The sequence below is a fragment of the Halopseudomonas salina genome (assembly GCF_008641105.1).
Map to the genome: position 1 here is coordinate 397,416 of NZ_VTTI01000001.1, position 14,510 is coordinate 411,925.

The following is a 14,510-nucleotide window of genomic DNA, read 5'->3' on the forward strand; positions in this document are numbered from 1 at the left end:
CAGCTCTACCAAGGACACATGTATGAAGACGTTACTGCTCAACTGTGACATGGGCGAGAGCTTTGGCGCATGGCAAATGGGTATGGACGAAGAGGTCATGCCGCATATCGATTGCGCCAGCATCGCCTGCGGATTCCATGCCGGCGACCCGGGCGTAATGCGCCGCACCGTCAGGCTTGCGGTCCAGCATGGCGTGCGCATTGGCGCCCATCCGGCATACCCCGACCTGGCCGGCTTCGGCCGACGCTCGATGAGTTGCTCGCCGCAGGAAATAGCGGATCTGCTGCATTACCAGATCGGTGCGCTGGATGGCATCTGCCGCGCCCAGGGCGCGCGGGTGACCTACGTCAAACCCCACGGCGCGCTTTACAACGACATGATGCGTGACGCCGAGCTGCTGCAAACAATCATGCGTGTCGTGTCTGCACACGAAGGGGATCTGCAACTGGTGTTGCTGGCCCGCCGTGACAATAGCGAAGCGCAGGCCATGGCCGACGAATACGGCCTGAGCCTGCTGTTTGAAGCCTTTGCGGATCGTGCCTACGACGCCCAGGGTCACCTTGTTTCGCGCCAACTGCCCGGTTCAGTCCATCTCACACACGAAACCGTGGTTGCCCAGGCACTGAGTATTGCTGCCGAGCGGCCCATAATTGCAGCCGACGGCAGCCCGCTTGTGCTGCAGGCCGACACGCTCTGTGTGCATGGCGACAACCCGGCCGCACTCGCCGCGATACAACAGATCCGCGCCGCCATGCAGACTGCCCCTGGCAGATGAATTATCGTCTCGAGACCGTCGGGCTGGATGTGCTGCTGTTGCGCCTTTTCGAGAAAATTGAGGAAGCCAACATACCCTGGCTGCTTGGCGCTGCGACCCATCTGCGCAGGGAGTTCGGTACCTGTCTGATCGACCTGGTGCCGTCCTATACCACCCTGATGCTGCACTACAACATGGAGCAACTGGACGAGCGCGCCGCACGACAAAGGGTGCACCGCGCGATGCAAGACCTGCAGCCGCAGGAAGCGCAGGGCGAGGGCTCCCGGCATGAGCTGCCCGTATGGTACGACCCCAGCGTCGGCCCGGATCTGCCTCGCATCGCCACACTCAAAGGTATCAGTGAAACCGCTGTGATCCAGGCCCACTGCAGCCGCGACTATCGGGTATTCGCCCTCGGATTTGCTCCGGGCTTCGGTTATCTGGGATTGCTTGATGCCGAACTGGCGGCACCACGTCTGAATACCCCTCGCAAGCGCGTGCCGGCGGGCAGCGTCGGCATTGCCGAACAGCAGACAGCCATCTACCCGTTGGTATCACCGGGTGGCTGGAATCTGTTGGGGCGAACCGCAACCCGATTGTTTGATCCGGACCGTGATGGCTACAGCCTCCTGCAACCGGGCGACTCCGTCCGCTTTGTACCGATAGACCGCGGCGAGTTTATTCGCCAAGGCGGTGATGACACACCCGTGAAGGCTGACGCATGAGCGGGCTACTCGTCGAACACACGCTCGGGCTAGCACAACTGCAGGACCGCGGCCGCTTCGGCGTACGGCATATTGGCGTTACCCAGGGCGGGGCGCTGGACTGGGTGGCAGCGCACTGGGCCAACCACCTGTTAGGGAACAGCCCCGATTGTGCGGTAATGGAAATACCCCTGGGTGGTCTGACCCTGCGCTGCGAGCAGGACAGCACCCTGGCCATTACCGGGGCGGACCTGGCGGCGACCCTCGATGGCATACCCGTTTATGCCTGGCAGAGTTTTGCGGTACAGCGCGGCCAGCAGCTGACATTCAATCCACCGCTTAGCGGAGTGCGTGGCTATCTGGCGGCACCGGGTGGCTTTGCTGCACCGCAAGTGCTTGGCTCGCGATCCACCGTTGGCCGTGAGAAGCTCGGCGGATTTGGCGGAGAAGGTCAGCCGCTGAGGCCGGGCGATCGTCTGGAGTTCGCTGGGGATGTTCGCCCGCTGGTCAGGGTGCCGGAAGCGCTGCTACCGGATTATTCCCGGCCGGCTGTTCTCGAGCTATTGCCCGGTTCACGGCTTGCCGGCTTTTCCGGCCGCAGCCTGTTTGATGCTTTCAACCGCCCCTGGCAGGTCGACCCCCGCGCCGACCGCATGGGGGTTCGCCTTAGGGGCCCGGTACTGCGCTACCAGGGGGCAAGCTTAGTGTCCGAAGGTATACCCCTTGGCGCGATTCAAGTGCCACCTGATGGCCAGCCCATCATATTGCTCAACGACCGCCAGACCATCGGCGGCTATCCGTGCATTGGCACCCTGACACCTGAGTCCGTAGCGCGTCTCGCGCAATGTCCGGTGGGCGCGTACTTGACGTTTAGAGCCATTGGCGTGGAGCAGGCCCAGCGTCAACATCTTGAGCTCCTCAACCAATTCGGCGCACCGCTAATGCCATATCGTGTTGAGCATTTAAGCTTCCGTTAAGTTTTCTCCGATATGTTCCTGGCCTCAGCCGCTTGATTCCCCGCCTGAAAAGCGACCGGGAACGTCCGAGGGTATTCAGTTGCATCAGATTTCATACCGCCACAGGCCTCGCAACCTCAAATTTGTGCGACTGCGATTTCCCGGCCCGCGGGCAAGTACGGTGCTAGGTTTATTGCTGCTGTTAGCGCTGATCGTGTTGGCCGATTACAAACAATGGGACCGCAGGCTGTATTTCCATTTCAAGGCTGCCATCAGTGCGGCAGAAACCAGGGCGCCGGGAGTGTGGCTCTCTTACTATCAGGTAGTGACGCAGGGTAAAACCGTAGCAGGTATAGGCCGGAACCTGTCGTCGATCGTGCATGACTGGGACGCGGACAGCCTGCTGGCCGTATCCAATGGCCCGGCATCCCTGATATCGCTGGATAAATCAGGTAATACCCTGGCGACTTATCCCCTTCAGGGTTTTGGCGACATCGAGGCCATTACCTACCTCGGTGCCGGGCTACTGGTTCTGGTGGAGGAGCGAGCCCACCGGCTGAACATCGTCCGGCTGCCTGACAACCCTGGCCCCATCAACGCCGACCAGGCGCAACACTTCAGCATTGGCATCAACCTGAACGGCAACAAGGGCTACGAGGGTATCGCCTTTGACCCGGCGAGCGATCGGCTATTCATTGTGAAGGAGCGGGATCCGATGCAGCTCCTGGTGATCACCGGCCTGGTTGCCAGCCTGGGCACTGGGCTGGCAATTGACATCACTGACCTGAGTACCTGGATTGACGGTTTTTTCGGTACCGATCTGTCCTCGGTGCATTTCGACCAGCAAACCGGACATCTGCTGCTACTCAGCGAGGAATCCAGGTTAGCAATTGAGCTTGATAGCGCCGGAGAGCTTGTCAGCTATCGCAGTTTTTCCAGCTGGACCAGCGACCTTGATCAGTCAGCACCGCACCCGGAGGGGATCACCCTGGATGCCCAGGGAAATATGTTCATGGTGAGTGAACCCAACCTGTTTTATTCCTTTGCAAAGCCTACCGAATCGCAATCAGCCACTTCAGGTACCCCATGAATTCACACATCCATAAGTGCAATAGCGCCAGCCCCCTCAAGGGCGGCAAAGGGCTCGCCCGTATTCTCATCTAGCGGTTCACCAACCAACAAAGCTTTCCGCCTAATCTTTCCGAGACGTATCCCATTCATGAGCATCAATCCAATCTCTGCAGCCCGCAGCGCAAGCCAGCCCAGGCTGATGGAACATCTGGCATTTCTGACGGGCAGCATTTTTTTCATTCTGCTCCTGATGCTGCTGTCCCGGATCAGCCTGCTTGCCTACAACCACGAGCTGATCGGCGATACGCCTTTGGCGGACTGGCAAGAGGCGTTTGTGAACGGTTTGCGCTTTGATCTGCGCGTTGCCGGCTACGTGGCGATACCCCTGCTGTTGAGCATCCTCAGTCCCTGGCTGATGGCTCAGCGCACATGGCAGCGTATCTGGCTGACGTTCGCAGCGTCACTGATTGCACTGCTGGGTATCCTGGAACTGGACTTCTACCGCGAGTTTCACCAACGGCTGAACAATCTGGTCTTCCAGTATCTACGCGAGGACCCCGCAACTGTCATCAGTATGCTCTGGCACGGATTCCCGGTAGCCAAACTGCTACTGGCCTGGGCAGGGCTGACCCTTCTCTGGTGGTGGTTTTTTTCTGTCATTGACCGATCGACACGTGAATGTCCAACGCTCCACAAAAGGGAATGGTTGAATACCTGGGGCATGCGCGCGGGCGTATTTGTACTCTGCTTATTGGTGACCGTAGTGGCCATGCGTGGCACGCTGCGTCAGGGGCCACCGCTACGCTGGGGTGATGCCTACACCACAGAAACAGTGTTCGCCAACCATCTGGGACTGAACCCTGTGATTACGCTGTTCGATGCAGCGAAAAGCCATTTTTCCGCAGCTCGCGACAATGTGTGGCAACCCGTCATGTCCATGGACAAGGCCCAGAATGTCACCCGCAAGATGCTGCTGACCGAGCGTGATCGGCTGGTTGATCCCAACACCGCTGCAGTGCGTCGGGATTTCACTCCAGCCGCCGAAGGTCAACTGGCGATCAGAAACGTGGTCGTCATTCTGATGGAAAGCTTTGCCGGCCACTATATCGGTGCCATGGGCAGCCCCCTGGGCATCACACCCTATTTTGACCAGCTAGCCGAAGAGGGTCTGCTCTTTACCCGATTCTTTGCCAATGGCACACACACTCACCAGGGCATGTTCGCGACCATGGCCTGCTTTCCCAATCTGCCGGGGTTCGAATACCTGATGCAAAGCGCAGAGGGCGGCAATGATTTTTCCGGGCTGCCCCAGCTACTCAGCAGCCGCAATATGGATGATGTCTACGTGTACAACGGCGACTTCGCCTGGGACAACCAGCAGGGCTTTTTCAGCAATCAGGGCATGACCCGCTTTGTCGGGCGCGACGACTTTATCGACCCGGTGTACTCAGATCCCACCTGGGGCGTAAGCGATCAGGACATGTTTAACCGTGCCGTGCCGGAACTGGACGCGCTCGCCAGCGAAGGTCCCTTTTATGCATTGCTGCAATCGCTATCCAACCACGTACCTTACCCACTGCCCGCCTCCCTGCCCACAGAAGCGGTCACCGGCCAGGGATCACAGGACGAACATCTTACCGCGATGCGTTACTCGGACTGGGCGCTGGGTCAATTTTTTGCACAGGTACGCAACAAGCCGTATTTTAATGAGACTTTGTTCGTCATCGTGGGGGATCACGGGTTTGGCGCTCCGGATCAACTCACAGAGATGGACCTGCACCGCTTCAATGTGCCGATGCTGATGATCGCACCGGGCATCCAGGACGCCTTCGGCACAAGCACCGATATGACCGGCAGCCAGGTGGATGTAGTTCCGACCATCATGGGGCTGCTCGGCGGGAAAACCCGGCACCAGTGCTGGGGGCGTGATCTGCTGAGCCTGCCTGCTGACGAAAAGGGGCGGGCGGTGATCAAGCCTTCGGGGGGTAATCAGACGGTAGCGATCATTGAGGGTGATCAGATTCTGATACTGCCCAAGGGGCAAGCGCCCAGCCAGCATCGCTACCAACTGGGCGCTGCGCCGCTGGCGCAGCGGCTGGAAACGGTAGATCAGGAGCTCTTAACCCAGTTGCAGGCCTTTATCCAGGTCGCAACCAACAGCTTGTTAACCAACGCAGCTGGGGCGACTGCTGATCAGTCCCGCATCAAGGTGAACACTCAATAGCATCGTCATTCACTGGCTGAGCGCCCGGCTCTGTAACGCGCCGGGGTCGTGCCCTGCCAGCGGCGGAAGGCGCGTACAAAGGCGCCCTCGTCGGAAAATCCCAGCTCTTCGGCGATGGCGACCACCCGCTGATCTCCATCTAGCGCCCGGCAGGCCATCTGCTGCAACACGCTCTCGCGCAGACTCTTGAAAGACAGGCCTTCCTCAGCCAGACGGCGATTGAGATGACGGCCACTCAGCTCCAGTTCGGCGGCGACCCGCTCCTTGCCCCAGCGGGGATGCTGACGCACCAGCCGCTGCACCGCCGCATTCAGACTGTGCTGGCCCAGATTGGCCAGCGTCTGGTCAGCCAGTTGCCGCAGATGCTCGCGCAGGGCACTGTTGGCCTGAATCAGCGGCAGGTGCAACTGATCGGCAACAAACCCCAAGGCGTTGTGCCCAGCATTGAAATGCAGCGGGCAACTGATCAGCCGGGCGTAGTCTTCCGGCTGAATGAGCGGCGCATGGGTCAACCAGAGCCCGGCCGCCTGAAAGCGCCCGCCGGTGGACCAGCGGGTCAGATTGAGCTGACTGGCCAGCACCGCCTCGACCCGCTCGGCGCGGCGCACGGAATAGTCTGGCAGATAATCGATAAATACCAGATCGTCGGCATGTCGCACGCTGAACTCACCGCCGTCGCCGATCACCGGCGCGTACTCGATCAGCCCCTCAAGGGCCTCGCCTAGAGTATCGGAAGTGACCAGCAGCATACCGGCACTGTCCAGATGCCCGATCTGCATTTCCAGACCCAGGCGCAAGCCGGCCAGGGGATCATCGCTGGCAGAGCAAAAAGCTTCCCAAAGCGCATCCTGCGTGGCCAGGGGCACACGTTGCCCAGGCCGCAGTTCAGCCAACAACTCAGCGGGCAGAGCCAGGCCGAGGCGCTGCGCGGCCTGCACTATGGCCTGACTGTAAAGCGGCGTAACGCTGTGTTCGGAAGTCTCGCCCATGGCCTGAATTGCCGGTCCTTTGTCCTGTTTGGTGCGATACGCTTGCAAGCGCATCCACTAGACTGGCAAGCATAACAACAAAGACACCCGAGGTAGCAGCCATGTACGCCGTGATAGGAGCGGGCCCGATGGGTCTCGCCGCAGCCCGCAATCTTCAGAAGCTCGACATCCCCTTTACCGGCTTCGACCTGCACAGTGATGTGGGCGGGTTGTGGGATATCGACAATCCGCACAGCACCATGTACGAGACTGCGCACCTAATCTCGTCCAAGCGCATGACGGAATTCAAGGAATTCCCCATGGCGGATGACGTCGCGGCCTACCCGCATCACAGCTCGCTGAAAACCTACTTCCAGGATTTCGCCAGCCAGTTCGATCTGCGTCGTCATTACGAATTCAGCACCCGGGTACTCAGCGTCGAGCCCGCGGGTGAACAATGGAAGATCACCACCGAACGCGATGGCCAGCAGCAGACGCGCACATTTGATGGCGTGCTGATTGCCAACGGCACTTTGCACAAGCCGAACATGCCGACACTACCCGGCGAGTTCGACGGCGAGCTAATGCACTCCTGCGAGTACCGCACGCCCGATGTGTTCAAGGGCAAGCGGGTGCTGATTGTCGGTTGCGGCAACTCCGGCGCGGATATCGCCGTGGATGCGGTGCACCATGCAAAGTCGGTGGATATCAGTCTGCGTCGCGGCTATTACTTCCTGCCCAAATTCGTCAAGGGCCGGCCTATCGATACCCTGGGCGGCAAGGTCAAGCTGCCACGCCCGCTCAAGCAACGCATCGACGGCGCGATGATCCGCATGATCATCGGCAAGCCCTCCGATTACGGCCTACCCGATCCGGACTACCGGCTGTATGAATCCCATCCGGTGGTCAACTCGCTGATTCTGCATCACCTCGGGCATGGCGACATTCAGGCGCGCCGCGATATCAAGAAAATCGAGGGCAAGCAGGTCACCTTCACCGATGGTCAGCGCAAGGAATACGATCTGATCCTGATGTCCACCGGCTACCTGCTGGACTATCCCTTCATTGATCGTCAACACCTGAACTGGCCGGCCAATCAGGATGCACCGCAGCTATACATGAACGTGTTCCATCCCGCGCACAACAACCTGTTCATGATGGGCATGATCGAAGCAGCGGGGCTGGGTTGGGAAGGGCGCAATCAGCAGGCTCGGCTGGTGGCGTTGTATATCCGCCGGCAGCAGCAGAAAGCGGAGGCGGCCAAGGCTTTCGACACCATCAAGCGCGAGCGTGCCGGCGTGACGCTGGATGGCGGCTATGACTACATCAAGCTGGCGCGTATGGCCTACTACGTCAACAAGGACGAATACCTGCGAACGCTGGCCGAGCATATTACCGAGCTGCAAAGCGGGCTCGAAGTCGAGGAACCCACGCCGGTACCTGCAGCGTGAGCGGCGCCTTGCCGATGGAATTCGACCCGGCCAGCCTGATCCTGCTCAACGTCATCATGGCCTGCATGATGTTCGGCGTATCACTTAGCCTGCGCCTGGAGGACTTCAAGCGTATTGCAATGGCGCCGATCGCACCCCTGGCCGGCCTGTTCGCCCAGTTCCTGCTGCTGCCCCTGGCGACCTGTCTGTTCACCTGGGCACTGGAGATTGATCCCGAACTGGCGCTGGGGATGATCCTGGTCGCCTCCTGCCCGGGCGGCAGTTTCTCCAACATCATGACCTGGCTGGCCCGCGGCAATGTGGCGGTCTCCGTCAGCATGACGGCCGTCTCCAGCCTGGCCGCCACGGTGCTGACACCGCTGAATTTTGCCTTCTATGGCTGGCTCAACCCGCACACCCGCGAATACCTGACCCAGATCACCCTGGAACCGGGCGGCATTCTGCTGCTGGTGCTGCTGGTGCTCGCGCTGCCACTGGTGCTGGGCATGGTCACCGGCCGCAAGCTACCGGGGCTGGTTACCCGCAGTGAAAAACCCCTGCGGATCATCTCGCTGCTGGTGTTTCTGGGCTTTGTGGCTATCGCCTTCTCGAACAACTTTGACCTGTTCCTCGAGCGTTTCCACAGCTTTTTCTGGCTGGTGGTCGCCCACAACCTGATGGCGCTATCCCTGGGGTATGGCATGGGCGTGCTGCTCAAGCTGCCGGTGGCAGACCGCCGAGCCGTGACCATGGAAGTCGGCATCCAGAACTCCGGGCTGGGCCTGGTCATTCTCTTCACCTTCTTTCCCGAAGCGGGCGGCATGATGCTGATCACCGCGTTCTGGGGCGTCTGGCACCTGGTGTCGGGCATCACTCTTTCACAGATCTGGGCGCGCACCGCACATGACTAAACGCATATTGATCACCGGCGCCGCCGGCTATATCGGCCACCAGTTGGGCAACCGGCTGGCTGACCACTTTCCAGTCATCGGCACCGATCTGCGCGGGCGCGACGACCTACGCTTCCCCCTGGAGATCGCCGATGTACGCGATCCGGCCCTGGCCGACCTGCTGCAACGCGAGCAGATCACCCACGTCGTGCATCTGGCCTCGATACTTCAGGCGTCGCCGGATCGGGCGCGGGACTATGACATAGACGTCAACGGCACGCGCAACGTGCTTGAGTGCTGCATCAAGGCCGGCGTTCAGCATTTCACCGTCACCAGCTCAGGCGCGGCCTACGGTTACCATGCCGACAATCCCGCCTGGATCGACGAGCAGGACGCACTGCGCGGTAATACCGAGTTCGCCTACTCAGACCACAAACGGCTGATCGAGGAGATGCTGGCCGACTACCGTCAGCAGCATCCGCAGCTGCAGCAACTGATCTTCCGCCCCGGCACCGTGCTGGGCACCGAAACCCGCAACCAGATCACCAACCTGTTCATGGCCCCACGCATTCTTGCGCTCAAGGGCAGCGATTCACCCTTTGTATTTATCTGGGATCAGGACGTGATTGGCGCAATGGAAATGGGCATCCGCGAAGACAAGACCGGCATCTTCAATATGGCCGGCGACGGCGCGCTGACCATGAGTGAAATCGCCAGACGGCTGAACAAACCGCTGCTGACCTTACCTGTATGGCTGGTCAAAGCAGGATTGCAGGTAGCAAAATGGCGCGGCAAACCCACCGGCCCCGAGCAGGTTAATTTTCTGCGCTATCGCCCGGTACTAAGCAATCGGCGGCTGAAGGAAGAATTCGGCTATCCGCTGGCCAAGACCTCGGCGGAGACGTTCGAGTATTTTGTCGAAGCCAACGGGTTGAGGCGCTGACGCGCAGCTTCAAGCTTCAAGCTTCAAGCTTCAAGCTTCAAGCTTCAAGCTTCAAGCAAATCAGCATGCACCCGGCAGCCAAAACAACAACAGCCAGACACCGATATATGACTCACCCAAATCAACTTGCCGCTTACAGCTTGAAGCTTGAAGCTTGCCGCTGGCGACCAACGGGAGCCCTCATGCACGTCACACTGATCACCGGCGCCGCCTCCGGCCTTGGCTGGGCCATGGCGCGCCACTGGTTCGCTGCCGGCCACAGCCTGGTACTGGCCGACATCGATGCGGCAGGCCTGGCCGCCCGCGCCGAAGAGCTGGGCGAGGCCGAGCGGGTGCTGACCGTCACCATGGATATTACTCAGGCTTCTGACATCAGCTACCTGATCGATGAAGTGCAGCACCGCTTTGGCCGCCTGGATCTGCTGGTCAACAATGCCGGCATCACTCACCGCTCGCCCGCGCACCAGACCAACCCGGCGGTATTCCGCAAGGTCATGGCCGTGGACTGGCAAGGCCCGGTGGAGTTGACCATGGCAGCGCTACCCCTGCTGCGCGGGTCCGCCGGCAACATAGTCTGCATCGGCTCCATGGCCGGTTGGATGCCCGTCCCCGGCCGCGCCGCCTACTGCGCCGCCAAAGGCGCGTTGACCCAGTTCTTCGAAGTGCTGCGCCTGGAACTGGAAGCCGACGGCATCCACATACTTATGGCCTACCCCAGCTTTCTCGACACCCCAATAGAGAACCACGCCCTGGGCCGCGACGGCACCACCGCCAAGCATCCAAGATCGATGGTCGGCGGCATGCGCAGCGCCGAATGGATGGTCGAACTCATCGACAAAGGCCTTAAGGATGGCAAACGCTGGATACTCCCCGAACCCGTCTCAAGATTCGGCAGCCTCCTCTGGCGCATTGCTCCATCGCTATACCTACGCCAAGTACGCAAACGCTTCGCCGGCGAGTTACGCTAACGCATGCCAGAACAACACTCCCCTGGGAAGGTCGAGTTCCACCTCGGCCAACAGCGCTTCAGAACCCACCCCTCATCGAGATGGAACTCGACGCTCCCAGCCGCCACCACCTACGTGCTAAGGCCCACCAATGCTGATTGACCCCTGGATCTGGCTCGGCATCTTCATCCTCCTGGCCTACACCGTAGAAGCCATCACCGGCTTCGGCAGCCTGGTCATCGCCCTGTCCCTCGGCGCCCTGTTTCTCCCCATCCCCGCCATGCTCCCCGTGGTCGTACCCCTCAACGTCCTGATGACCGGCTACCTGGTCTGGCGCAACCGCCGCCACATCTACTGGCCGGTCCTATTCAAACTGATCCTGCCACTGATGCTGCTCGGGACTCTGGCCGGCTACGTACTGCGCCCCTGGCTAGGCGCCGACCTGCTCAAACTCCTTTTCGGCATCCTGGTCCTCTGGTTCGCCACCCGCGAACTCTGGCGCATGGCCCGCGGCATCGTCATCACCCCGCACCCACCGATGCTCAGCCGCGCACTCACCTTCGGCGCCGGCATCACCCACGGCCTTTTCGCCTCCGGCGGCCCACTGCTGGTTTACGCCATAGGCGGCATCCAGCTCGACAAAAGCCGCATGCGCGCCACGTTGCTGGTCGTGTGGTTCACCCTGAACAGCTGCCTGACCACGCTGTTTCTGTTCGACGGCAGTTTGATTCCGAGTTTGCCCAGATTGGTGGTGTATTTGCCGCTGCTGGTGATTGGGGTGTTGCTGGGGGAGTACCTGCATCATCGGTTGAATGAGCAGCGGTTCCGGCAGGTGGTGTATGGGTTATTGGCGGTGACGGGGGCGCTGTTGATTTTTAAGGCTGTTGGGTGAAGGCCTGGTAGCGGAGATATGCGCTGAACCGTTTGGCCTGGCTGGAAAAAGAAGGTTGGCACCCCAGGCAAAAAGTATCACTATGCCAGTAACTGCCAAATTGCAGTCCCCCTCCTCGGTGGCATGGATGCCTGAACTACTCTTTTAGACATCCTGATCCACCCGCTGTTGTTGGCTGGAGTAGGGTGCGGTTTAACGTGCGTTCGCTTGGATGGGAGAAAAGCAAGCATATGAATATGTTCATGAAGCCTCGCTGCAACAGCAAAAAGCTAGGTCACGTCTTCACAGCGCGTACGGGCGAATTACTGTTATACGTCATAGACGCACAGTAGCCGTATGAATCTTAGCCCAACATCTTTGGAAAAACTGCGGGAACTCATTAACGAGGAGACCGAATACCGTTCGGGCCCGAAGCTTGTGCAGTTCTTCAATCGTCTCGGCTTCCACGATTCCTATGGCCAAGGCTTCCCTTCCCGATGGGTTTATACCGATCAGCGCTTGGAGGCAATCAACGGAACGCCAGAGCTGGATAAATGCATTCGGGCGGTCTTGAATCCGGCCAATTTCATCGGACGATTTCCCGATCTGGATGCCCACATCATCTCATTCAATCAATTTCTTACTTTCGATAAATGGAAGATTATTCGGGAGGGCGCAGAGATTAATTTTCGAAGGCTCGAGAAGGTCGAGATTGACGAACCCCAGCCGAACGACGACGGTGATACCGAAAGTGAGTTTCTGAAAAAAGAATTTACTAACGTGTCCATTGCAAGGCTCGGGCTAGAAGGCGCGGTTAGTGACGTCCTTGAGCAAAGAATTAGAGAAATTGAGAAGTGCTTCTTTGGCAAAGCCTACCTGGCTGTGATCCTAATGGCCGGGAGCACACTAGAGGGAACATTGCTCGGCGTGGCGAACCAACACCCCAGATCGTTCAATTTAGCTGCCGCATCACCAAAAGACCGCGCCGGAAAAGCTAAGCAATTCCAGGACTGGACCCTCAGCGCTTTTATCGACGCCGCCTACGAACTCAGGCTTGTCCAACATGACACCCAAAAGTTTAGTCACACTCTCCGAGATTTCAGAAACTACATTCATCCTTTTCAGCAAATGAGTACAGGATTTCGCCCGACGGAGCACACAGCGAAATTATGCCTTCAAGTGTTGAAGGCAGCGGTTTACGAGCTTGGCGAAAACGTTAGTAGAATCAGGGACAAATGAAACCATATGAACATTAAGCGAAAAACTTCATATGACCTCGACTTCTCATTTCCAGGCGGGACAAAATGTTGAAGTGGCTACAGTTCAATCAAAGGCTCGCTGCTCTGGAGCGCGAAAAAAGTGCTCTCTTGCTAAAGCAAAGGGAGCAGATCGAGAGAGCGCGGAAGAACACTATAAGTGAGAATGATATACAGGGGATATATCAGGACCACTACTTTGATCTGACACAGCTAGACTCAGAAAGAATGTATCTTGTGACAAGAAATCTTATGGCTTGCGCCTCTCGAATGATGATCCCTACTCCCGAAGAAGATCAATGGGAGCGCTGTGGGGTAACTGGATATAGATTTTTGACCACGCGCGGAATACATGAACTACGCAAGGCTATCCGGGGTGAGCGAACGGCAAGGCGGGAAGCCGCACTGTCTTGGATAGGGGCGACTACCGGACTTGTTGGGGCGCTAACAGGTTTAGTAGCGGTACTGTTTTTTGGCAGTTGAGTTATTTGGGACCAGATGAACATTAATCTGAAGCCTTCATCCGACCCCAAGACCTGTTAATGAAAGAGGGCAGATATGGAAATCGCACTTGTGGAGGGAACTAGAACACGCCCGGCTCCAGGATTAAAGGGATCATGCCCACGTTGCGGCCAAGCTGCCGTAGCAAAGTGTGGCTCGCAACTAATATGGCATTGGTCACACAAAGGTAGACGACACTGTGACCCCTGGTGGGAAAACGAAACAGAATGGCACAGGGCTTGGAAAGCACATTTTCCTGATCGCATGCATGAAGTCGTTCTCTTCGATGAAGCAACCGGGGAAAAGCATATCGCAGACCTAAAGACAGACAGAGGGATGGTCATAGAAATTCAGCATTCCGCTATGCCAGTAGAGGAGCTGAAAGCACGAGAGGCCTTCTATAAGCACATGATATGGATTGTCGATGGTCGCCCTTTCAGGACACAGTTCGAACTGCGCCCAGAGCCTCTGCCTCATCCGGACTCACAGCTTCTTGACGATGTTGTATTTTTCGAGGGGCTAGGCACGGTGTTCTGGCGGCGTTCTGAAAATGAAGCGAACCCCGCAATGGTCCTCATGCACAAAGCAGAGGAGATCGGGAGCCAAATTCAAGAGCATTACCAAGGGCATCACTTCTTCAAATGGAAACGACCAAGAGAGGTTTGGCTTCAAGCTACAGCGCCCGTCCTCATAGATTTTGGGGGTCATGAAGTTTATAGAATCTGCGAATATCAGAATCCAAGCAGGCATTGTGTACAACTCATTCAGAAGCGAGCTCTCATCGAGAAAAACGGCGGTTCTTACAACGAATCGTCAATCGGGGTCAAATAAAAATTGAACGAAAAATTCGTCTGACCCCATTTTTACTCGCCCGATGCAAACCGGTTGATGTCGCAGCCGAGCACACACTCAGGGTCAGGTCTCGCCTTTTGCCTAAAGCTAGAAGCAAGCGAGAGAGCATATGGTCTATAGAGGAATCCGGCCCTTACTGCGTG

13 protein-coding genes are annotated in these 14,510 nt (G+C 58.2%); 12 read left to right on the top strand and 1 reads right to left on the bottom strand.

The features are described 5' to 3' along the window. Nucleotides 1-22 precede the first annotated feature (22 nt). The 5 genes from FZF01_RS01750 to FZF01_RS01770 all read left to right on the top strand — a co-directional run bounded on the left by FZF01_RS01750 (nucleotide 23) and on the right by FZF01_RS01770 (nucleotide 5,709). The gene (locus tag FZF01_RS01750) at nucleotides 23-775 is read left to right on the top strand and encodes a 5-oxoprolinase subunit PxpA (RefSeq protein WP_150276372.1); all 753 of its coding nucleotides are present in this window, start codon (nucleotides 23-25) and stop codon (nucleotides 773-775) included. After that, nucleotides 772-1,479 carry a 5-oxoprolinase subunit PxpB gene (pxpB, locus tag FZF01_RS01755; protein WP_150276373.1) on the top strand — a complete coding sequence of 236 codons (708 nt, stop codon included), beginning with the start codon at nucleotides 772-774 and terminating at the stop codon, nucleotides 1,477-1,479. The genes FZF01_RS01750 and pxpB overlap by 4 nt, the downstream gene beginning before the upstream one ends. After that, nucleotides 1,476-2,435, top strand: a complete 960-nt coding sequence (locus tag FZF01_RS01760; protein ID WP_150276374.1) for a 5-oxoprolinase subunit C family protein — start codon at nucleotides 1,476-1,478, stop codon at nucleotides 2,433-2,435. Before pxpB ends, FZF01_RS01760 begins: the two co-directional genes overlap by 4 nt. A 160-nt stretch (nucleotides 2,436-2,595) precedes the next feature. Further along, a complete protein-coding gene (locus tag FZF01_RS01765; protein ID WP_188434335.1) occupies nucleotides 2,596-3,504 on the top strand; it encodes an SdiA-regulated domain-containing protein in 909 nt (302 codons plus the stop codon). 129 nt (nucleotides 3,505-3,633) lie between these two features. Continuing rightward, nucleotides 3,634-5,709, top strand: a complete 2,076-nt coding sequence (locus FZF01_RS01770; protein ID WP_150276376.1) for an LTA synthase family protein — start codon at nucleotides 3,634-3,636, stop codon at nucleotides 5,707-5,709. A gap of 5 nt (nucleotides 5,710-5,714) precedes the next feature. Here FZF01_RS01770 and FZF01_RS01775 read toward each other — a convergent pair whose 3' ends face one another. Further along, complete coding sequence (locus FZF01_RS01775) at nucleotides 5,715-6,752, bottom strand: AraC family transcriptional regulator (protein WP_223825352.1); 1,038 nt, start codon at nucleotides 6,750-6,752, stop codon at nucleotides 5,715-5,717. A 47-nt stretch (nucleotides 6,753-6,799) separates the two neighbouring features. Here FZF01_RS01775 and FZF01_RS01780 point away from each other — a divergent pair, with 47 nt between their 5' ends. The 7 genes from FZF01_RS01780 to FZF01_RS01810 all read left to right on the top strand — a co-directional run bounded on the left by FZF01_RS01780 (nucleotide 6,800) and on the right by FZF01_RS01810 (nucleotide 14,346). Continuing rightward, nucleotides 6,800-8,128, top strand: coding sequence for a flavin-containing monooxygenase (locus FZF01_RS01780; RefSeq protein WP_150276377.1), 1,329 nt, complete (start codon nucleotides 6,800-6,802; stop codon nucleotides 8,126-8,128). A 14-nt stretch (nucleotides 8,129-8,142) separates the two neighbouring features. Further along, nucleotides 8,143-9,018, top strand: a complete 876-nt coding sequence (locus tag FZF01_RS01785) for a bile acid:sodium symporter family protein (protein ID WP_150276717.1) — start codon at nucleotides 8,143-8,145, stop codon at nucleotides 9,016-9,018. Next, nucleotides 9,011-9,940 carry an SDR family oxidoreductase gene (locus tag FZF01_RS01790; protein ID WP_150276378.1) on the top strand — a complete coding sequence of 310 codons (930 nt, stop codon included), beginning with the start codon at nucleotides 9,011-9,013 and terminating at the stop codon, nucleotides 9,938-9,940. The genes FZF01_RS01785 and FZF01_RS01790 overlap by 8 nt, the downstream gene beginning before the upstream one ends. 182 nt (nucleotides 9,941-10,122) lie before the next feature. Next, entirely contained in the window at nucleotides 10,123-10,908 is a 786-nt protein-coding gene (locus FZF01_RS01795; protein WP_150276379.1) for an SDR family NAD(P)-dependent oxidoreductase, read from the top strand. A gap of 130 nt (nucleotides 10,909-11,038) precedes the next feature. Beyond that, entirely contained in the window at nucleotides 11,039-11,779 is a 741-nt protein-coding gene (locus FZF01_RS01800) for a sulfite exporter TauE/SafE family protein (RefSeq protein WP_188434336.1), read from the top strand. Nucleotides 11,780-12,115: 336 nt separating this feature from the next. After that, entirely contained in the window at nucleotides 12,116-12,997 is an 882-nt protein-coding gene (locus FZF01_RS01805) for a hypothetical protein (RefSeq protein ID WP_150276380.1), read from the top strand. A gap of 782 nt (nucleotides 12,998-13,779) precedes the next feature. Next, the gene (locus FZF01_RS01810) at nucleotides 13,780-14,346 is read left to right on the top strand and encodes a competence protein CoiA family protein (protein WP_223825375.1); all 567 of its coding nucleotides are present in this window, start codon (nucleotides 13,780-13,782) and stop codon (nucleotides 14,344-14,346) included. Nucleotides 14,347-14,510: the final 164 nt, after the last annotated feature.

What these genes read in the sequence shown, in the direction of transcription:
- FZF01_RS01750 (WP_150276372.1), top strand. Translation starts at nt 23, where the DNA reads ATGAAGACGTTACTGCTCAACTGTGACATGGGCGAGAGCTTTGGCGCA.
- pxpB (WP_150276373.1), top strand. Translation starts at nt 772, where the DNA reads ATGAATTATCGTCTCGAGACCGTCGGGCTGGATGTGCTGCTGTTGCGC.
- FZF01_RS01760 (WP_150276374.1), top strand. Translation starts at nt 1,476, where the DNA reads ATGAGCGGGCTACTCGTCGAACACACGCTCGGGCTAGCACAACTGCAG.
- FZF01_RS01770 (WP_150276376.1), top strand. Translation starts at nt 3,634, where the DNA reads ATGAGCATCAATCCAATCTCTGCAGCCCGCAGCGCAAGCCAGCCCAGG.
- FZF01_RS01775 (WP_223825352.1), bottom strand. Translation starts at nt 6,752, where the DNA reads ATGCGCTTGCAAGCGTATCGCACCAAACAGGACAAAGGACCGGCAATT.
- FZF01_RS01780 (WP_150276377.1), top strand. Translation starts at nt 6,800, where the DNA reads ATGTACGCCGTGATAGGAGCGGGCCCGATGGGTCTCGCCGCAGCCCGC.
- FZF01_RS01785 (WP_150276717.1), top strand. Translation starts at nt 8,143, where the DNA reads ATGGAATTCGACCCGGCCAGCCTGATCCTGCTCAACGTCATCATGGCC.
- FZF01_RS01790 (WP_150276378.1), top strand. Translation starts at nt 9,011, where the DNA reads ATGACTAAACGCATATTGATCACCGGCGCCGCCGGCTATATCGGCCAC.
- FZF01_RS01795 (WP_150276379.1), top strand. Translation starts at nt 10,123, where the DNA reads ATGCACGTCACACTGATCACCGGCGCCGCCTCCGGCCTTGGCTGGGCC.
- FZF01_RS01800 (WP_188434336.1), top strand. Translation starts at nt 11,039, where the DNA reads ATGCTGATTGACCCCTGGATCTGGCTCGGCATCTTCATCCTCCTGGCC.
- FZF01_RS01805 (WP_150276380.1), top strand. Translation starts at nt 12,116, where the DNA reads ATGAATCTTAGCCCAACATCTTTGGAAAAACTGCGGGAACTCATTAAC.
- FZF01_RS01810 (WP_223825375.1), top strand. Translation starts at nt 13,780, where the DNA reads ATGCATGAAGTCGTTCTCTTCGATGAAGCAACCGGGGAAAAGCATATC.